The organism is Pseudomonas sp. ICMP 561 (assembly GCF_002699985.1).
Classification (GTDB): Bacteria; Pseudomonadota; Gammaproteobacteria; order Pseudomonadales; family Pseudomonadaceae; genus Aquipseudomonas; species Aquipseudomonas quasicaspiana.
In genome coordinates this window covers 16,268-36,037 of the sequence record NZ_LKBT01000027.1, presented here as the reverse complement: position 1 = coordinate 36,037, position 19,770 = coordinate 16,268, and the positions used below count along the sequence as shown (strand labels likewise).

The 19,770-nt window shown below is 57.5% G+C and carries 16 protein-coding genes and 1 pseudogene; 8 read left to right on the top strand and 9 right to left on the bottom strand.

The annotated features are described in order from the left end of the window. Window positions 1-254 (bottom strand): annotated as a pseudogene (locus AO242_RS19280) (IS110 family transposase); the annotation flags it as partial. A gap of 253 nt (window positions 255-507) precedes the next feature. After that, window positions 508-819, bottom strand: a complete 312-nt coding sequence (locus AO242_RS19275) for a hypothetical protein (RefSeq protein ID WP_099269982.1) — start codon at window positions 817-819, stop codon at window positions 508-510. 342 nt (window positions 820-1,161) lie between these two features. Between AO242_RS19275 and pstS the strand changes: the two genes are divergently transcribed. The 4 genes from pstS (at window position 1,162) to pstB (ending at window position 4,913) form a co-directional block, all read left to right on the top strand. Further along, a complete protein-coding gene (gene pstS, locus AO242_RS19270) occupies window positions 1,162-2,187 on the top strand; it encodes a phosphate ABC transporter substrate-binding protein PstS (RefSeq protein ID WP_099269981.1) in 1,026 nt (341 codons plus the stop codon). A 70-nt stretch (window positions 2,188-2,257) separates the two neighbouring features. Beyond that, window positions 2,258-3,253, top strand: a complete 996-nt coding sequence (pstC, locus tag AO242_RS19265; RefSeq protein ID WP_099269980.1) for a phosphate ABC transporter permease subunit PstC — start codon at window positions 2,258-2,260, stop codon at window positions 3,251-3,253. Next, a complete protein-coding gene (gene pstA, locus AO242_RS19260; protein ID WP_027900519.1) occupies window positions 3,250-4,134 on the top strand; it encodes a phosphate ABC transporter permease PstA in 885 nt (294 codons plus the stop codon). The genes pstC and pstA overlap by 4 nt, the downstream gene beginning before the upstream one ends. Beyond that, on the top strand, window positions 4,134-4,913 hold the full coding sequence (gene pstB / locus AO242_RS19255; RefSeq protein ID WP_027900520.1) for a phosphate ABC transporter ATP-binding protein PstB: 780 nt from the start codon (window positions 4,134-4,136) through the stop codon (window positions 4,911-4,913). Before pstA ends, pstB begins: the two co-directional genes overlap by 1 nt. Window positions 4,914-4,923: 10 nt before the next feature. Here pstB and AO242_RS19250 read toward each other — a convergent pair whose 3' ends face one another. Beyond that, window positions 4,924-5,850, bottom strand: a complete 927-nt coding sequence (locus AO242_RS19250) for a LysR substrate-binding domain-containing protein (protein WP_027900521.1) — start codon at window positions 5,848-5,850, stop codon at window positions 4,924-4,926. 896 nt (window positions 5,851-6,746) lie between these two features. On the opposite strand from AO242_RS19250, the gene AO242_RS19240 reads away from it, so the two are divergent. Both AO242_RS19240 and AO242_RS19235 read left to right on the top strand, forming a co-directional pair. After that, window positions 6,747-7,547, top strand: coding sequence for a glucose 1-dehydrogenase (locus AO242_RS19240; RefSeq protein WP_099269979.1), 801 nt, complete (start codon window positions 6,747-6,749; stop codon window positions 7,545-7,547). Beyond that, entirely contained in the window at window positions 7,540-9,366 is a 1,827-nt protein-coding gene (locus AO242_RS19235) for a glycoside hydrolase family 15 protein (protein ID WP_099269978.1), read from the top strand. Before AO242_RS19240 ends, AO242_RS19235 begins: the two co-directional genes overlap by 8 nt. A 322-nt stretch (window positions 9,367-9,688) precedes the next feature. Here AO242_RS19235 and AO242_RS19230 read toward each other — a convergent pair whose 3' ends face one another. Genes AO242_RS19230 through AO242_RS19210 form a run of 5 tightly spaced genes read right to left on the bottom strand, consistent with a single transcriptional unit; the run spans window position 9,689 to window position 15,651 of the window. After that, complete coding sequence (locus AO242_RS19230; RefSeq protein ID WP_099269977.1) at window positions 9,689-11,122, bottom strand: glycosyltransferase family 39 protein; 1,434 nt, start codon at window positions 11,120-11,122, stop codon at window positions 9,689-9,691. 15 nt (window positions 11,123-11,137) lie between these two features. After that, window positions 11,138-12,124 carry a lysylphosphatidylglycerol synthase transmembrane domain-containing protein gene (locus tag AO242_RS19225; RefSeq protein ID WP_099269976.1) on the bottom strand — a complete coding sequence of 329 codons (987 nt, stop codon included), beginning with the start codon at window positions 12,122-12,124 and terminating at the stop codon, window positions 11,138-11,140. After that, window positions 12,121-12,861, bottom strand: a complete 741-nt coding sequence (locus AO242_RS19220) for an SDR family oxidoreductase (protein WP_099269975.1) — start codon at window positions 12,859-12,861, stop codon at window positions 12,121-12,123. Before AO242_RS19220 ends, AO242_RS19225 begins: the two co-directional genes overlap by 4 nt. 13 nt (window positions 12,862-12,874) lie before the next feature. Beyond that, window positions 12,875-14,191 (bottom strand): FAD-binding oxidoreductase, encoded by a 1,317-nt coding sequence (locus AO242_RS19215; RefSeq protein ID WP_099269974.1) that lies wholly within the window; start codon window positions 14,189-14,191, stop codon window positions 12,875-12,877. Further along, complete coding sequence (locus AO242_RS19210; RefSeq protein WP_099269973.1) at window positions 14,188-15,651, bottom strand: UbiA family prenyltransferase; 1,464 nt, start codon at window positions 15,649-15,651, stop codon at window positions 14,188-14,190. The genes AO242_RS19215 and AO242_RS19210 overlap by 4 nt, the downstream gene beginning before the upstream one ends. A 450-nt stretch (window positions 15,652-16,101) precedes the next feature. On the opposite strand from AO242_RS19210, the gene norR reads away from it, so the two are divergent. Continuing rightward, window positions 16,102-17,658, top strand: coding sequence for a nitric oxide reductase transcriptional regulator NorR (norR, locus tag AO242_RS19205; protein ID WP_257153477.1), 1,557 nt, complete (start codon window positions 16,102-16,104; stop codon window positions 17,656-17,658). Window positions 17,659-17,816: 158 nt separating this feature from the next. Beyond that, window positions 17,817-18,041, top strand: a complete 225-nt coding sequence (locus tag AO242_RS19200; protein ID WP_027900221.1) for a DUF6555 family protein — start codon at window positions 17,817-17,819, stop codon at window positions 18,039-18,041. Between the two features lie 76 nt (window positions 18,042-18,117). Here AO242_RS19200 and AO242_RS19195 read toward each other — a convergent pair whose 3' ends face one another. Then, on the bottom strand, window positions 18,118-19,557 hold the full coding sequence (locus AO242_RS19195; RefSeq protein WP_099269972.1) for an MFS transporter: 1,440 nt from the start codon (window positions 19,555-19,557) through the stop codon (window positions 18,118-18,120). Between the last annotated feature and the right edge of the window lie 213 nt (window positions 19,558-19,770).

The window sequence follows — 19,770 nt, the reverse complement described above, 5'->3', positions numbered from 1 at the left end:
TTGGCGCCGCTGCGATGATTGGCGACATGTTGCGCCGGTAAAATTCGCGCCTGATTGCCCTGAGCTTGCAGCAGCTGCGCCCAAGCCTGTGCGCCAGGGCCGGTTTCCATCAGCACCGTCACGCTTGCCGGCAGTTTTTGTAAAAAGGCTACAAAGGCTTCGCGTGACTTGATTCGCTCTTCGTAAATGACCTGACCAAGGGCGTCTTCTCCGGCTATCTGGAACACGTTTTTGGCAAGATTAAGCCGACACATCGGCTGAAGACAAGGCGTTACTTTTGATCGTATGCTTTTTCATGGACTCGCCCTCGCTGTCGTTGGCTTCTTAAGAATGCCACCGTGGCGCTACTGACGCCTCGGCTTGGGCGAGTCCATCCAATTACGGCCCCTTCGTTTGCTGCGCGACAGCGCGGTGTCTGGACGACGATGGATCTTCTACACACCTGTAGAAAAGGCATTTCAATTCACGTAACGGGTTATGCCTAAACAGACATTTGCGTAAGCCGGATCACTTACTGCCGCTCGACCCACCTTCGCCACCGCCACTGCCGCCACCACTGCCGCCCATACCCTGGTCATTCTTCATCCCGCCGCCTTCAGCGCCGCCTTTCTGCGGTTCAGGGTCCATGCCTTTGGTGCCAGGGGTCGTGCCTTCAGCGCCGGATGAGCTGCCGTCGGTGTTTTTCTTCATGACGGGAGGCGGGGTCTTGGCCGAGCCATCCACGGGATTGGTCGGGCCCGTGGAGCCAGCCATGGCCGCGCCGGTCGCCACTGTCATAAGGCTGGCCAGTGCCAGGGCCGTCAATCTGGACTTGTTCATGAGATGCATCTCCATTGTTGTTAGGGGGTTACTTCCATTGGTGCATGGGGTAGGTAAATAGGTGCCGAAAGACCCGACCAATGGCGTAGCGCACCTCAGATGTAAGAATAGTGGCGTAGAGCTAGTAGCGGGGCGGGCATGCCTTGAAAACCCTTGAGCCCTCGATTTTATTGCGCGAACCCCCCTTTCTTAGGGTTTTTCTTGTAAGCCAAAACCTACATAAAAGGTCTTTGGATGACACAACTCGACTGATTGTCATGAAACCGCAACATTCAGAGGATTAAATCCGCATCGGGCCTTCCCATGGACGGGCCACCAAATTTCCCTTGTTGAGGTATCGCCGTGATTCTGCTGACTAAAAAACGCTTGTCGGTTCTGCTCGCTTCGATGTGCCTGAGTGGTATGGCTCATGCGGTAGACGTAACAGGCGCTGGTTCGAGTTTCGTCTTCCCGGTTATCTCCGCGTGGTCGCAGAATTACAGTAAGTCTGCCGACAACCGCATCAACTACCAGTCGATCGGTTCCGGCGGCGGTATCGCTCAAATCAAGGCCGCGACCGTTGACTTCGGCGCATCCGATGCTCCTCTGTCTGCCGAAGACCTTGAGAAAGGCGGCTTGGGTCAATTCCCGAGCGTGATCGGCGGTATCGTGCCAATCATCAACGTTGAAGGCATCGAGCCAGGCCAGCTGAAACTGGACGGCCCGGTACTGGCCAAAATCTTCATGGGTGAAATCAAGAAGTGGAACGATCCAGCCATCGTTGCCTTGAACCCTGAGCTGAAAGACAAGCTGAAAGACCAGGCCATCACCGTTGTTCACCGTTCGGACGGTTCGGGTACTTCTTACAACTTCACCAACTACCTGAGCAAAGTCAGCCCGGAGTGGAACGAGAAGCTGAAGTTCGGTTCGACCGTTCAATGGCCAGCCGGTGTAGGTGGCAAGGGTAGCGAAGGCGTTTCGGCCTACGTGAAGCAGATCAAAGGTTCGATCGGCTACGTTGAGCACTCCTACGCTGAAACCAACAAACTGTCTTACACCCAGTTGAAGAATGCCGCTGGCAAGTTCATCAAGCCAGACGCCAAAGCCTTCGCTGCCGCAGCTGACACTGCTGACTGGAACAGCGTTAAAGACTTCAACCTGATCATGACCAACGCCCCGGGTGAAACCGCTTGGCCGATCACCGCGACGACCTGGATCATCATGTACAAGAAGGCCAAGAACGCAGAGCAAAGCGCTGCTGCTTTTGACTTCTTCAAGTGGTCCCTGGAAAACGGTCAGAAACAAGCTGAAGACCTGTCCTACGTAGCACTGCCGAAAGCCTTGGTCACCAAGGTTGAGGACTACTGGAAAACCGAGTTCACCAAGTAATTCGACGTTTCTCCGGCTCACCCCTGTCATCGTGAAGCGATGACAGGGTTTCTTTGCGAGTGGACCCAAGATGACTGAAAACACCCAATATTTGTCCGCTGCGATCCCTGCTTCCGTCTCCGAGGGTGAGCGCCGAGCGGCTCGCGATCAGCGTCATGATCGCTGGTTCAAGCGCACCATGGGCGGTGCTGCAATGCTGGTTCTGGCATTGCTCGGCTGTATCGCACTTTCGACCTTGTGGGGCGGCAGCCTTGCATTCCAGACGTTCGGTTTTGGCTTTCTGACCAGCACCGAGTGGAACGTGGTCGATGGCAAGTTTGGCGCACTGGTGCCGATCTACGGTACTTTGGTGACCTCCTTTCTGGCTTTGCTGATCGCCGTTCCGGTGAGCTTCGGCATCGCGATTTTCCTGACTGAAGTAGCGCCGCCCTGGTTGCGCCTGCCGATCTCTTCGGCTATCGAACTGCTGGCGGGTATTCCTTCGATCATCTACGGCATGTGGGGCCTGTTCGTATTCGGTCCTTACATGGCTGAACATATCGCACCGTGGATCAATGAGAACCTGGGCGAACTGCCCTTTATCGGCCCGATGTTCCAAGGGCCGCCATTGGGTATCGGCATGCTCACCGCCGGCATCGTGCTGGCGATCATGATCACGCCGTTCATTACCTCGGTCATGGTCGAAGTCTTCAAAAGTGTACCTACCACCCTTAAAGAGTCCGCGTACGCGTTGGGCGGCACTACCTGGGAAGTGGTCTGGGACATCGTTCTGCCCTACACCCGTTCCGCGGTAGTCGGCGGCATCTTCCTCGGGCTCGGTCGCGCACTGGGTGAAACCATGGCAGTGACGTTCGTGTTGGGTAACTCCCACCAGTTCTCGGCGTCGCTGATGATGCCAAGCAGTTCGATTGCTTCGGTGATCGCCAACGAGTTCAACGAGGCATACACCGACCTGCATCGCTCGTCGCTGATTGCCCTGGGCTTCCTGCTGTTCGTAGTGACCTTCATCGTGCTGGCCCTGGCCCGCATCATGCTGTCGCGTCTGTCCCGCAAGGAGGGGTTATGAGTAAGGATGTGACTGGCAACGAGAGCCTGTATCGGGTTCGCGACCTCAAGAACAAGGCTGCCATGGTTCTCAGTTGCGCTGCGACGGCCTTCGGCCTGTTGTGGCTGGTGTGGATCCTGCTGACCACCATCATCAACGGTGTGGATGCCTTGAACCTGCGACTGTTCAGCGGCATGACGCCACCGCCAGGTGTTGAAGGCGGTCTGGCGAACGCCTTTTACGGCAGCGTGCTGATGTCCGGTATCGGCCTGTTGATCGGTACGCCGATTGGCCTGATGGCTGGCGTGTGGCTGGCTGAATTCGCCCGTTACTCGAAACTGGGCAACGCGGTGCGCTTCGTCAACGACATTCTGCTGTCAGCACCTTCGATCGTCCTGGGTCTGTTTGTGTACACCGCGGTGATCCTGCCACTCAATGAGTGGACCGATCACAAAGTGGGCTTCTCGGCGATTGCCGGTGCGCTGGCCCTGGCGTTGTTGGTGATCCCTGTGGTGGTTCGCACCACTGATGAAATGCTTCAACTGCAGCCATCAACCATGCGCGAAGCCGCGCTGGCCCTGGGTGTGCCGCAATGGAAACTGACCCTGCAGATCGTACTGCGTGCCGCCAAGGCCGGTGTGGTAACAGGCGTCCTGCTGGCGCTGGCCCGTATCACCGGGGAAACCGCTCCGCTGTTGTTCACCGCATTTGGCAACCAGTTCTGGAGCAGCGACCTGCTCAAGCCGATGGCCAGCGTACCGGTCGTGGTGTTCCAGTACGCCATGAGCCCATTTGACGATTGGCACTCTCTGGCCTGGGCTGGCGCTCTGGTCATGACACTCTTCGTGCTGGTCCTCAGCCTCGCTTCCCGCTTAATTCTTTTGCGCAATAGGGCGTCTTGATGAATAACCTTTCCCTTGCCAATGAAAAAACCAAGATTCAAGTTCGTGGTCTGGAGTTTTTCTACAACGAACAGAAGTCGCTGAAATCCATCGACATGATCATCCCGGAAAAGCGCATTACCGCGATCATTGGTCCGTCGGGTTGCGGCAAGTCGACCCTGCTGCGCGTGTTCAACCGTATCTACGCGATGTACCCGAAGCAGGAAGCGAAAGGTGAAGTGCTGCTCAACGGCGAGAACATTCTGGCACCGGGCTACTCGATGAACCGCCTGCGCAGCCACGTGGGCATGGTGTTCCAGAAGCCTGTGCCGTTCCCGATGTCGATCTACGACAACATCTCCTACGCCATCAAACACCACGAAAAGCTGTCGCGTCGTGAAATGGAAGATCGCGTAGAAGAGGCACTGCGTGGCGCGGCGTTGTGGGATGAAGTCAAAGACAAACTCAACAAGAGCGCCACCGGGTTGTCCGGTGGTCAGCAGCAGCGTCTGTGCATCGCCCGCACCATCGCGCTTCGTCCGCAAGTGTTGTTGCTCGATGAGCCGACTTCAGCCCTCGACCCGATTTCCACTGGCCGTATCGAGCAGCTGATTACTGAACTCAAAGAGCAGTTCACGGTCATCATCGTGACCCACAACATGCAGCAGGCGGCACGTTGCTCGGACTACACCGCGTTCATGTTCATGGGTGAACTGATCGAGCACGGCGACACCGATACCATCTTCACCAAGCCTTCGAAAAGCCAGACTGAAGACTACATCACCGGCCGTTTCGGCTGATTTTCCCTTCTCAGAGAATCGGGGAGACCCTGTCGCGGTCTCCCATGAATTCTTCCAGTCGATTGCGCAGCCAGCGCTCAGCCGGGTCGGTGTCCATGACGCTCAACCAGGTCATGGACAGCTCCAGATTAGGCGTGATGAAGGGCAGGGGTTCGCCATACAGCCTGCCGGTATTGATCATTGCCTGAGTCAGATGATCCGGAAGATTGCACAGCAAATCGGTGCCTGCCATCAGCGCGGGTAACGTGCTGTATTGCGGAACGGACAGCACGGCATGCCGCTTGCGGCCAATAGCATCGAGCCATTCATCCGCGAAGCTGCTGATATTGGCCACATGCGACACCACCACATGCGGGCGTGAGCAGTACTCGTCCAGCGTCATGGGCGTTGCCGACTGGTCGGCACGTACCACCATCGGCTGTATCGAGCGCAGCAGTTTGCGTTTGGCATTGGCCGGCAGCTCTCGCGTCAGGCACACGCCAACGGTCACTTCGCCGGACATGAGCAATTCCGAGATATTCCAGTAGTTGACCTGTTTGATGACGAGTACAACGCCGGGTGCTTCTTCACGAATCGCACGTAGCAAGGCGGGCATCAGGCTGTATTCGACGTCATCCGAAAGGCCGATGCGAAAGGTCATGTCGCTGCTTGCCGGGTCAAACTCGCGGGTCAGGCTCAGGGCCACGGACATGGCGTCCAGCGCGGGCGACAGGTGGTGGATGATCTCTTGTGCTCTGGCGGTGGGTTCCATGCGATGGCCGACGCGTATGAACAGCGGATCATTGAACAGCGCCCGCAACCGGTTGAGGGCAGCGCTGATCGTTGGTTGACCGAGGAAGAGTTTTTCGGCCGCGCGAGTGACGTTGCGCTCTTGCATCAAGGTTTCGAAAACCACCATCAGGTTGATGTCGGCCTTGCGCAGTTCGTTTCGATTCATTGGGCTGGCGATCCGGGAGGGCTTTTAGCGTTGTGGGGTCAAGCTATCAGTTACAGGTTGTAACGCTCAAGCTGCTTGTTGGGTTTGGGTTTATATCCGTTATTGCGGTTGCTGCTGATATTGGTTGCGCTTTTACAGCGCGTCACTTTTGGGGCCCAAAAGTAACCAAAAGGCCTTTACCCCACCACTCGGCACCTCGCTGGTGCTCGGTGTACCCGCCCGCAGATCCTGAACCGTGGGCCGCCGCAACGGGCCATCCATGGCCCAATGCGGCTAACCCGGCATCCTTGCCGGGTTACCCACGGTTCAGAATCTGCGTTCGGCCAGCGTGGTTTAACGGGGCGCTTAAGATCAAAATCAAAAGCAGAGCAGATCAAAAGCAGAGCGAGAACGGGGGGTATCGCCTCGGACCGGTAGGAGCGAACTTGTTCGCGAGACGTCACCACAACCAACGCATTCGACATCTGACACACCGCATCGCAGCCTTCGGCAGCTCCTACAGGTGCCCGGCAATCCACACAAACAGGTCGGCTGTCAGGCCGCCGCGCTGTTGATTTTGATCTGTGGCGCCCCGTTAAACCACGCTGGCCGCACCCAGATTCTGAACCGTGGGCAACCCGGCAGGACGCCGGGTTAGCCGCACCGGGCCATGGATGGCCCATTGCGGCGGCCCACGGTTCAGGATCTGCGGGCGGGTACACCGAGCGACAGCGAGGTGCCGAGTGGTGGGGCAAGAGCGTTTTGCTTACTTTTGCGCTTCACAAAAGTGAGGCGCCGTAAGGGCGCAACCAATATCAGCCATAACCGCGATAACGGATATGTACACAATTCCCGCACTGAACTTCAACGAAGCCCCACCGGTCAGCTTTACATGCTGATCAAGAGGGCTCGAATCCATGCATATTTCACTGGAACACCAAGTCGCGTTGGTCACCGGAGCCAGTTCCGGCCTCGGCGCAGGAGCTGCCAAAGCACTGGCAGCAGCAGGGGCGGCAGTCGTCGTCAACTACAACTCCCAGGCAGAACCCGCTGAAAAACTTGCGGAACAAATCATCGCCGCAGGTGGCAAAGCCATCGCCATTGGCGCTGACGTATCGAAGGAAGACGACGTCGAGCGCCTGTTCGCCCAAACCATCGAACACTTCGGCCGCCTCGACATTTTGCTGGCCAATTCCGGGCTGCAAAAAGATGCGTCTATCGTCGACATGACCCTCGCAGACTGGAACAAAGTCATCGACGTCAACCTCACCGGACAATTCCTCTGCGCACGGGCCGCGCTGCGACAGTTCATCAAGCAAGGCATGCGCCCCGACGTGTCCCGCGCCATGGGCAAGATCATTCACATGAGCTCGGTGCACCAGTTGATTCCCTGGGCAGGCCACGCCAATTACGCAGCTTCCAAAGGTGGCGTCGATCTGCTGATGCGCAGCATTGCTCAGGAAGTGGGGGAGCAACGCATCCGCGTCAACAGCATTGCACCCGGTGCGATTCGCACCGCAATCAACAAAGACGCCATGGCGGGCGACAAGGAAGAGAAACTTCTGAAACTCATCCCCTATGGCCGGGTCGGTGAAGCCGAAGACGTAGCCAACGGAGTGGTGTGGCTCGCTTCGGACCTGTCCGACTACGTGCATGGCACCACCTTGTTTATCGACGGCGGCATGAGCCTGTATCCGGAGTTTCGAGACAATGGCTGACTTCCCGGAAGAACCGCAAAACGCAATTGAGAACCACGGGATTATCGGTGACATGCGTAGCGCCGCATTGGTGGCCGATACGGGTAGCATCGACTTTTGTTGTTGGCCGGATTTCGACAGCCCGTCGATCTTCAGTGCGCTGTTGGACACCAACAAAGCCGGTATCTTCAAGCTGGCACCGGATCTTCCCAATGCGCGTCGTCAGCAGATTTACCTGCCCGAGACCAACGTGCTGCAGACGCGCTGGATCGATGAAGACGCGGTGGTGGAAGTCACTGATCTGATGCCGATTGGCGACAATGTCGATGACTTGCCGCGCGTTGTACGCCGCGTCGAGCTGCGCTTTGGTGCGGCGACCATTCGCATGCAGTGCCGGGTACGAATGGATTACAGCCGCGCCGAAACGCTGGCGAAGCTGGATGGCAAAGACGTCTGTTTCGAGGCTTCCGATCAGCCGGGCATGCGCCTGTCAGCGAATGTGCCGATGCAAATCAATGAGCAGGCAGCCACTGCCGAGTTCACCCTGAAGAAAGGCGAGTTCGTTGAGTTCATTCTCGGCGGTATTGACGATCCTCAGGTCAGCGCCGGGCAATGCCAGCAATATTTCACCGACACCCTGGCGTTCTGGCGGCGCTGGAGTAATCAGTCGTCTTACCGCGGTCGTTGGCAGGAAATGGTCAACCGCTCGGCGCTGGCCCTCAAGCTGCTCACCTCGCGCAAGCACGGCGGCATTGTGGCTGCGGCGACGTATGGCCTGCCGGAAACGCCGGGCGGCGAGCGCAACTGGGATTATCGCTACAGCTGGATTCGTGATGCCTCTTTCACGGTGTACGCCTTCATGCGGGTGGGGCACACCGATGAAGCCAACGACTTCATGCGCTGGGTCCGCGGTCGTCTGGGGGACTGTGTCGAGGAGTCGAACAAACTCGGCATCCTTTACAGCCTCGACGGCCGAGAAGAATTGCCTGAAGAGCATCTTGATCATTTCACGGGCTATGGCGGCGCGTTGCCGGTACGTATCGGCAACGAGGCGTACAAACAGACTCAGTTGGACATCTACGGCGAGCTGATGGATGCCGTGTACCTGGCCAATAAATATGGCGAAGCGATCTCTTACGAAGGGTGGAAACATGCGACCCGGCAGGTGGATTATGTCTGCGAGCACTGGCGCGACAAGGATGTCGGGATCTGGGAAATGCGCGGTGACGATCAGCATTTTCTGCATTCCCGATTGATGTGCTGGGTTGCACTGGATCGCGCCTTGCGTCTGGCGTTCAAGCGTTCCCTGCCTGCGCCGTTCGATCGCTGGGACAAGGAGCGTCAAGCCATTCATGACGACATCTGGAATAACTTCTGGAACGCCGACCTCGGTCATTTCGTGCAACACAAAGGCAGCCGCAACCTGGATGCATCGATGTTGCTGATGCCATTGGTGCGTTTCGTCGGGGCCAGCGATCCGCGTTGGCTGGCGACCCTCGATGCTATTGAAGCCACACTGGTGCGCGACGGCATGGTTTATCGCTATCGCAACGACGATGACCATGACGACGGGTTGGCGGGTGAAGAGGGTGCATTTACCGCGTGCTCGTTCTGGTACGTGGAATGCCTGGCCCGCGCCGGGCGTGTGGAACAGGCGCATCTTGAGTTTGAGCAACTGCTGCGCTATGCCAATCCTGTGGGACTCTACGCCGAAGAGTTCGACACCCATGGGCACCATCTGGGTAACACCCCGCAGGCTTTGAGCCACCTGGCATTGATCAGCGCGGCGAGCTTCCTGGATCGCAAGCTCGATGGTGCCAAGACGCTCTGGCAGCCTTGATGGTCGCGATCCAGAAAATGGAATGCTTTCCCCTGTGGGAGCGGTGCTTGCCCGCGATAGGAGCACCGCAATTCTCACATGGACCGCATCCAGCCTTATCGCGGTGTATCAGGCATACCGCGTTATCGTTCTTCGCGGGCAAGCACCGCTCCCACAGGCGATCGCGCTATTCCGTAGGACCGGCTTTAGCCGGGAGGGCTTTGGGACATTCACTACATATTCTTCTTCAGAAATACCGCTCTCCCGGCTAAAGCCGGTCCTACGGGATTGCAAGCAAACATAGAATCTCCCACATGAAAAATCGCATTCCAACTTAATATATTCACCGACTCTGCAACGCATACCCCACCACAGCATCTTCCAGCAGGAAGCGCTCACCGATCATTGCGCAGTAGCTCATTCGGGTGAGGAATGCGCCGTGGCCCGTGAGGAACACATTGATGTCCTTCACTTCCTCACACATTTCCAGCGTACGGCCTTGCAATGCGCCGCTGGCCTGAGCCGAGCGAAGGGCGCCCATGGGGGTCCAGTCGGCGATGATCAGGGCACCCTGCGGGGCAGTCTTTTCATACGCGCCAACGAACTGTTCAGCCGAACGATCCGGCAGATAGGGCGCCATGAAGTAGTGGATGTCGTCACGGAACGGGAGCGATTCACTGTGCACCGGCAAACGGATAATGCCCGTCGCGTACAGCGAGTAAACCAGCAAAATAGCGAACGGCGAGCTGAGCACTGAGAGGTGCAGCGCCGGTTGCCGACTGCAATCGGTCGACAGCAGGTGGCTTAGCCTTATCACGCCAAGGATGCACAGCAGCGCTACGCCAGGCAGAAAAAACGTGAAACGATCGGTGACGTTGTAAGACACGGCGAAAACAAGATTCAGCGCTGCTGCACACCACAGCAGACGCAGGTGGTTGTCCCTGGGAAACAGAATCAGCCCCAGCAACTGAGGGCCTATCAGCGATAACAGCAGAATGAACACCGAATTCTTTTCGTGCCACATGTCATCGAAGCGGAACAGGCTGCCTTCCCAGTTGGGCGTTTGCGCACGTACTGAAGAGCCCGTCAGGTAGCGATGGGCAATGTCGATCAGGCTCATGCCCGATTGCAGGTCGTGGGTAATCGCCGGGAACGCTACTGAAAAACCGAGGATGAAACCCGGAATGGTTACCCAGGTGCGCAGCTTGTGCTGATAGAGCAACTGCAAGTAGAGGGGCAGCAGAACCACGAAAGTCAGTTGATGGACAGCCGCGCCGAGGCCGGTCAGCAGGCCGATGATCAGCAATTTGCCGAGGTCACCAAACCGTGACTTCTGATTCAGATGAACCTGATAGGCCAGCAACACGAACAGCGAATGGAGGATGTAGACCTCAGCCTTGGTCGATACCCAGAAAACCCCGTGGGTCAGAATGGTTGCTGTGGCTGCCAATAGGGCCTGACGCTGACTGGCACCCACATTCATTGCCAGCGAGTAAATGATCCACGCCAGCGGCAGCAGCAGAATGGAGTTGAGCAGGCTCAGCACGTGAGGCCCGAACAGATCGAATACCAGGGTGTTGATGAACTGGTAGAACGGATGATCCAGCGGTCCGAGGGACTGGCTGAAGTAATGCCCCTGAGAAGCTTCGGCGAGAAATACGCCGTTGTCCATCCACTGGATCGGACCGCTTGAGGCAAAAAAACTGGCAGCTATAGCCCCACAGAGCAATAACAACGCAACTGCATTCGAAGACTGACGTTGACTTCCCTGAACCATCGAGTAGCTCCTCTGCTAATCCGGGGTTGGTTGTTCGATTGAGGTGCGGTCCTGCGCATTGGCCTCCTTTAGCTGCAGCAGCATCACGGCACCAATAGCTACGGCAAACCATAAGGTCGCGAGGCGGATCAGCACGGTGGCGGCAATCGCGTCTGCGCTGGACATGCCTTTCCAGACCAGCAGGCCGACCATCACTGCTTCGGCACCGCCCAGTCCGCCGGGCATGAAACTGATCGCCCCGGCGAGCATGGCCAGTGCATAAACGAACACCGCGAAGGTCAGCTCGATGTCGGCACCCATCCAGTTGAGGATCCAGTGAAACGCCAGCGCTTCAGCGCTCCAGGCCACGACGCTAATGGACGTCACGCCAAGCAGCAGGTCCAGGCGATGGCAGCGCTGCGCCGCCAGCAGCACGTCGAGCAGATGGCGACCAAGACCGAGCAGTTTTCCGCCTCCCGCGGGGATCGCGGCAGCGATTCTTTCCAGCAGACGACGCTGGGAAAGCACCAGCAAGCCGATCCCCACGAGCACCATTCCCACCACAATCATGGGGCGTGAGTCCGGGTACAGCGACAGACCAAACAGGGTCAGCAGCACCACCGCAAACAGGTCCGACAAACGCTCACTGAAAAAAGCCGCGAAGCTTTGCGGCCAGGGCACGCCCCAACGTTTGAGCAATACGCCGCGCAGCGCTTCACCGGCTTTGCCCGGTGTGGTCGTCAGGGCAAAGCCTGCCAGATAAATTTTCAGGCTGGGCCGCCACGGAACAGGATGGCCGAGTACGTTCAGGTAGGTCTGCCAGCGCAAAAAGCGCAGGCCATAGTTGGCGACGGACATCAGCAACGCGATGGCAATGCCGATCAAACCCATTTCGCCCACCGCCTTGCTGACCGCTTCCCAGCCGCCCCACAGGGAAAACCCCAGGTAACCCAGCGCGGAAAACACCACCGAAAGCACCACCGCGCGATAACGCCAGCCCGAGAGCAACAGCGCTTCGTTCACAGGTTCAGCCTCTTGAACAACGGCTGCGGGATCGAGCGAATGACCAACATGATCAGTGCCCAGAAGCCTGGCGTATAAAGGGTCGGTGCCTTGCGGGCGATCCCGGAGACGATGCGCTCCGCCACCTGTTGCGGCTGCGCCAGGAGTGCTGCGGGCAGCGACAGGCCCTGGGTCATGGGCGTATCGACAAATCCCGGCTTGATGGTCAAGACGTGCACGCCGACCTTGAACAGGCGGGCCTGCAAACCTTCGCTGAACGTGGACACGGCTGCCTTGGCCGAACCGTACAGGTAATTGGAAGGCCGGCCGCGATCACCTGCGACCGACGAGATGACGGCCAGACTGCCGCATCGCTGGGTTTCGAACTGATTGGCCAGCAAGGTCAGCAAGGCGATGACCGAGGTACCGTTATTGGCGAACTCCTGCAACGCGACACGGACATCCTGCTCGCAGACCTTTTGATCGGGCAGGGTGCCGTGGGCGATCAATGCGACATCAATTTGCCCCAGCGCCAGCAAACAACTGTGCAACATCGCTGGATGGGCCGCGATATCCGTCGCGTCCATCTCGTGCAGGCTGATCGCTCTGGCGCCACGACCCTTGAGGTCGGCGGCGGTCTGTTCCAGCTTGTCGCCGTTACGTGCCACCAGAAAGAACTCGCTGCCTTCACTGGCCCACAGTCGCGCGCAGGCGGTGGCGATGGCCGAGGTAGCGCCGATGATCAACACTCGTTTCATAAGAAGCCTCGTTTCATAAAATCACTCGTTTCCAGAAGCGCGACATCAGGGAGGGATCGCGCAGTGCTTCCAGTTGCTCCCAGGCGGGGTAGGCCTGGCGGAAATCACTGCCGCTCATATGCGCGTCCTTGGCCGGATAAAGGCGACCGCCCGCGGCCCGGACAATGGCGTCCAGACGCGGGAACAGGACGTGCTGCAAATCACTGCTGTTGGGGAAGTCCAGCGCCAGCGAGGTGCCGGGCAGGGGAAACGACAGCAGGCCGGGCGAGGAGATATCGCCGCAGCGCTTGAGCACTGCGAGAAAAGACCCCTGACCTGATTCAGCGATAGCCCCGAGCAGCTCGGCCATCGCGGCTTCGGCGCTGGTGTCGGGAATCACGCATTGGTACTGCTGAAAACCCTGGCGGCCGTAAATGCGGTTCCAGTGCAGGATGCGATCCAGCGGGTAAAAGAATGGCTCATAGGCGCTGCGTTTTGCGGTGCGCTTGCCTGGATGCGCACGCCAGTAAAGCGAGTTGAACGCCCGAAGCGACACGTTATTGATCAGCGATACGGGCGGTGTCAGGGGCATTTTCAGGCGGCTGCCGCGCTCGACCTCAAGCGAGCCGTAGTGCGCATGATCACCGACAATGAACACGCCTCGGCCGGTATCGGCACCTTTGGCCAGGCAGTCGACCCACGCCACGCTGTATTCGTGTTGGTGATCCAGTTCGGCGCTAAGGCTGAAAAATTCGGCCAGGTTGGCAAAGCGCACCACCGTGCTGTCGATCTGGCTGGACCGTATGCGCATCAGTTGCAGGTCGGCCCAGTTGATCACGCCGGTTAGTCCCAGACCGCCAATACTGGCGGCGAACAGTTCGGTATTTTCCACCGGCGAACATATTCGCGCCGTCTCGCCGTGGCGCAGCAGACCGAAGCGCAAGACGTGGTTGCCGAAGGTGCCACGCAGATGATGGTTCTTGCCGTGCACGTCATTGGCGATGGCACCGCCAACCGTGGCGAACTGAGTGCCTGGCGTCACGGGCAAAAACCAGCCATTAGGGATTGCCGCAGCGAGGATCTCGGCCAGGGTGACGCCTGCTTCCACGCGGATTGTGCCGGTGTTCCAGTCGGCACGAATGAACCGGTCCAGCGCGCGCATGTGCAGCACTTGATCACTGGCTGCCAGGCAACTGTCACCATAGCTGCGCCCGTTACCGTAAGGCAGGCTGGTCTGGTGCCGTTCAATGACGTTGCGCATGTGGTCAGTGAGGCCGTCGATCCATGGGCAGGCATGTCCGTGTTGCGCCGTTTGCGGGTAGCGGCCCCAGGAATACAAGGGTTCAGTCATGCGGCAATCCAGAACACAAGGACGAAGAGGGCGCCGATCACCTGACTCATGCGGTCGCGAATCGCAAACACCACCGGGTCATCGTTCATCAGGCCGCGATGGGTGAGCATCCAGACCCGGGTGATCCAGAACAGCAGCAACGGGCAGGTCAGCCAGATCACATGGGGGTGGCCGTACATCGCGACCGTTGAGCCTTCGTGGATGTAGAGCGCCAGAACCATTACTGCCAGATGGCCGGAGGACGCACCCAGTGCGGCGATCATGTCCAGGTCACCGGGGTAGTAACCGCGGCCCCGCGCCTTGTCCATCAGGTCCTTGGCCCGGGCTTCGCGCAACTCGGCATAGCGCTTGACCAGCGCGAGGCTGAGGAACATGAACATCGAGAAAGCCAGGATCCAGAAGGTCAGGGGCAGGCTGAAGGCGGCAGCGCCGGCGAGGATGCGGGCGGTGTAGAGCATCGCCAGGACGATCACGTCCAGCACCATCTGCCGCTTCAGGCTCAGCGAGTAGGCCAGGGTCAACCCGTAATAGGCTGCCAGGACGGCCGAGAACTGCCAGGGCAATAGCAGGCCGGACCCGACAAATGCGCCGATCAACAACACGGGAACAATGATCAACCCGGACTTGATCGACAGCTTGCCGCTGGCGAACGGGCGCTTGCGTTTGCTCTGATGATGACGGTCGTCAGCCAGGTCCAGCAGGTCATTGAGCACGTAAACGCTGGAGGCGCAAAGGCCGAAGAACAGAAAGGCCAGTACGCCGTTCAGAAGAAGGTCTGCTCTGCCAAACTGATGCGCCGCGAGCAGGGGAACAAAGATCAGCGCGTTCTTCATCCACTGGTGCATACGCAACGCTTTGCGCCAGTCGCGCAGGCTTGAGGTATTGGAATGGATGACGTTTTTGACGTTGCCTTGCGCCTTGGCTTTTTTCTCCACCCCCGATAAAGGATTGACCACGATGGCTTCGCGGGCTGCATCCCAGATGGGCAGATCGTCCATGGAGTTGCCGAGGTAATCGAAACCGTTCTGACCGTAATGGCCAACTAACAGGTCACGCTTGGTGTGAGCTGACAGGTTGCGGTCGGCATTGGAGGCAACCACCAGATCGAACAACTGCAAGTGTTCGGCGATGCGTTTTGCCAGGCTGTCGTGGCTGGCAGTGGCCAGGACGATCATCCGCCCGGCAGCCCGCTCGGTTTCGATCAGCTCGATCACTTGCGGGTCGTAGGGCAATACCGTTACGTCAATCTGGGTATTGAGCGCCAAACCTTCTTTAAGCGCCGCTTTACCCTTTAACAACCATCCAAACAGTTTATAGATTTGTAGCGGATGACTTCGAACGAATGTCATCGCGGTTTCCATCAACAAGTCGGACTGCAATAACGTGCCGTCGAGATCGACAACTAAGGGGAGGAAAGTTTGGGGAGTCGTTTGTTGAACTCTTCCCTGAATTCTGGCCATGTCGGTGCACTCCTGCCGGGGGTGAGCGCACTATGAAACGGAAGAGCGATTTCGCCACCTCAATAAAACTAAACAGGTGTGTTTATATCGCCAGTGGGCTGGCGTCAGAAACTACCCTGAGTTTGTAATGCTTGATAGATAAGGCAGGTGTTTCATCAAGCTTACAACTTGGTGGATTTCAAAAGACCGGCCGCTCGCTCCTGATAGCAGTCCACTGTTTCTGTAAGGCGTCGCAACGTATCGTCGAGTCGCTCGGTTTCTGTAGGAGCTGCCGAAGGCTGCGATTGCGGTGTGTCAGGACAAGATGCTTCGCAGCCTTCGGCAGCTCCTACAAAAAGGTGTATTCCAATTCAAAGGATTGCATTTGTTCGACAGAAACCTGATGGCAGCTGTCTATTCCGCAAAACTGCGAGTCATAATGACCACGTTTTCAGCCGATGGAACGCCGTCATGATGAGCAATCCGCTGTTGCGTGCCCTTGTGCCGCTGGTGGCAGACCTGAGCCGTGAGCTGCCCGACGAGGAGCGCTACCGCCGCCTGTTGAGTGCATTGCGCGAACTCTTGCCATGCGATGCGGTGGCCTTGCTCAAATTTGAAGACGATGTATTGATCCCTCTGGCAGTTGAAGGCCTGAGTGCAGACACCCTTGGACGGCGCTTTAGGGTCCAGGAGCATCCACGGCTGAAGATCCTGCTGGAAAACCCCGGACCGACGCGTTTCTCCATGGACTGCGGCTTGCCCGACCCCTATGACGGATTGGTCGATGGCCATGATGGCCAGCTCGAGGTTCACGATTGCCTGGGGTGCCCGCTTTATTTTCAGGGTAAGCCATGGGGGCTGATTACCCTCGATTCTCTGGAGTCGTCGAGTTTCGCTCAGGTTGACCTGGATAATCTCGAAGCCTTCGCCAGCCTGGCCGCCGCGACGGTGATCGCCAGTGAACGAATCAACCAGTTGGCAAAAGGATTCGAAGACCAACGGCAACTGGCTGAGGTGTATAAACGTGCCGCCGGTGGGCGCGGGCCTCGCGAGTTGATTGGCCAGAGCGGGGTCCACAAGCGACTGCTCCAGGAAATTCAGTTAGTGGGCAATAGCCCATTGTCGGTGTTGATCACGGGCGAGACCGGCGTCGGCAAGGAACTGGTCGCTGAAGCCATACATCTGGGTTCGCCTCGTGCGCACAAACCGCTCATCAGCCTTAACTGTGCGGCGCTACCGGAAACGTTGGTGGAGAGCGAACTCTTCGGCCATGTCAAAGGGGCGTTTTCCGGGGCAGTAAGCGGGCGCAGCGGCAAGTTTGAACTGGCCGATAACGGTACTATCTTTCTCGATGAAGTCGGCGAGTTGCCGTTGTCTGTGCAATCCAAGTTGCTGCGTGTATTGCAGAGCGGGCAGGTGCAGCGGGTTGGTTCTGATCAGGAGCATCATGTGGATGTGCGGATCATCGCCGCCACTAATCGTGATCTTGCCGAAGAAGTGCGCGCCGGTCGCTTTCGAGCCGACCTGTACCATCGGTTGAGCGTCTATCCACTATTGGTTCCGCCATTGCGCGAGCGTGGTCGCGATGTCCTGTTGCTGGCGGGTTACTTCCTTGAAGAAAACCGTGCCCGTATGGGCCTGCGCAGCTTGCGTCTCGGCACTGAGGCGCAGAGGCTGCTGCTGGGGTATCACTGGCCAGGTAACGTGCGGGAGCTGGAGCATTTAATCAGTCGTGCAGTGCTGAAGTCGCTTTCGTCGAGTGCCGGGCGACCGCGTATTCTCACCCTGGAAGCGCAAGCTCTGGGGCTGGAAAACGAAGCCGTTAGTGTGAGCACAAATCTACAAGAAGATATGCCTTCACTCCCGCAGACCGGGGCTACATTGAAAGTGGCGATGGACGCTTATCAGAAATACTTGATTGAACTGGCACTGTTACGCCACGACGGAAAATGGGCTCAAGTGGCCCGGGAAATGGGTATTGATCGCGCGAACTTGAGCCGATTGGCCAAGCGTCTGGGTATTCGCTAATCACTTTTTTTGCGCCAGATCAAGCGCATGAGCGCATCAAATGGTGTAAAGCCGGACGAACTGTTATTGGTCGCGATTTGTGAAAAAAGAGTGAATTTTTTGGAAAGTCGGGAGGTCCTCTATTGCACTAAGCAAACCAACAAGGAGGCGCTGCCTGGATGTCACAGTACAAACATTACAGAATCGATTATTTGCTAAACGGCGCGTTCAAGTCTTTCTACATCAGTGCTGAGCACATGGATAATTCCGAAGCATGGCATCATGCCAGTGTTGATGCAGGGATTGCACGTATCCCCAAATATCGAACCGAAAAAGTCCCTCGCGTTTCCAAGCCTTACGCGGAACACTTCGGTATTACTAACGTGGAATGGCTGCAAAGTTGAAGACCCTGGCCGGCGTTGTCTGATCGACACGCCGGCCCGGTGCGCCTGCAATGGGCGCACCCTGTGGCCTCGGGAATCATTGGTGTGCAATGTTCTCCAGCGCCAGATTGCGGGTTTTCGGTCCGAACCTGCCAATGGTAATGATCACAATCAACATGCTGCTGACGATGAACGCCAGAACCCCCGGCGTGCCGAATTGATCGAGAAAGAAACCGATCAACAAGCTGCTGAATACTGTCGACAGACGGCTGAATGAATAGCAGAAACCTACGGCGCGGGCACGGATGTTGGTGGGAAACAATTCCCCTTGATACGAGTGATAGCTGAAGCTCAGCCATGCATTGCAGAAGGTGATCATCACCCCGCAAAAGACCAACCCTACCGCTGAAGTCTGAAAGGCGAACAGGGTGCCGAAAATCATCGATCCCAATGCTGAACCGACGATCTGCCATTTGTTTTCGAAACGGTTGGCGAACCTGACAAACAGCAGTGGGCCCAGCGGATAGGCGAGGGTGATGATGAATGCGTAACCCAGACTATGAGTGACGCTGACGCCCTGACCGGACAGTAACGCCGGTAACCAGTTGCCGAAGCCGAAAAAACCGATGGCCTGGAAGACATGGAACACGATCAGCATCAACGCGCGACGACGATAAGGCGGCTGCCAGATGTCGGCGAAGCGGCCTTTGCCCGAGACGGCAACCACTTCCGGTTCCGGGACGTCCAGTGGCTTGCCATGGTCGCGTTCACAGCGTGCTTCGATGTCATCCATGATGCGTTCGGCTTCGTCAAAGCGCCCGTGTTGTGCCAGCCAGCGCGGCGACTCTGGCAAACGTGAGCGCAGCCACCAGATAAACAACGCAAACACCGCGCTGGCGAGCACGACCCAGCGCCAGCCGGAAATGCCGAACGGCGCTTGCGGCACCAGCCACCATGACATCAGCGCCACAGCGGGCACCGATAGAAACTGGATAAAGAAGGCAAATGCGAACGCCGAGCTGCGCATGCGTTTGGGCACCAGCTCCGACAGGTAAGCGTCGATGGTAACCAGTTCGATCCCCAGTCCAATCCCCACCAGAAACCGCATGCAGATAATGCCCAGCGCATCGGTCTGAATGCCCATCAATACGGTAGCGATGGTGTACCAGATCAACGCGAAGGTAAAAATCGCCCGACGACCAAATCGGTCAGCGATGGGGCTCAGCAGGCTGGCACCCAGAAACAGACCGAGAAAAGTTGCCGAGGCAAATGCGGCCTGGTCAGAGAAGCCAAAAACACCTTGGGCACCCGTGGCGAAAATACCGTCTCGAAGCAGGCCTGGGCTGATGTAAGCCGTCTGGAACAGATCATAAAGCTCGAAAAAACCACCGATAGACAGCAGCGCTACCAGTTTCCAGACGGTGGCGACGGCAGGCAGACGGTCTATTCGAGCTGAGATCTGAGCGGCCCGGACCGGATCGGGACCGTCGACATTCGCATCGCCCGCCGAAGAGCTGGCGATAGTGGGGGAGGACATACGCAGGCTTCCATTTATTTTTGATGGATTATGGTAGCGGTTTTACAATTTGTAATGTTTGTTGGTTTTGGCTTGGTTTGGATTTTATTTGGTGGAAAGTTGCTGAAAAATTTAGTTTTTTGGTTTTTGAGACTTATTTCTAGAAGTTATCAGCTTGGATAAAGGCTTTGCAGATCATCACAGAACTACTAGTTAGAACGCAGAACCAGTGGG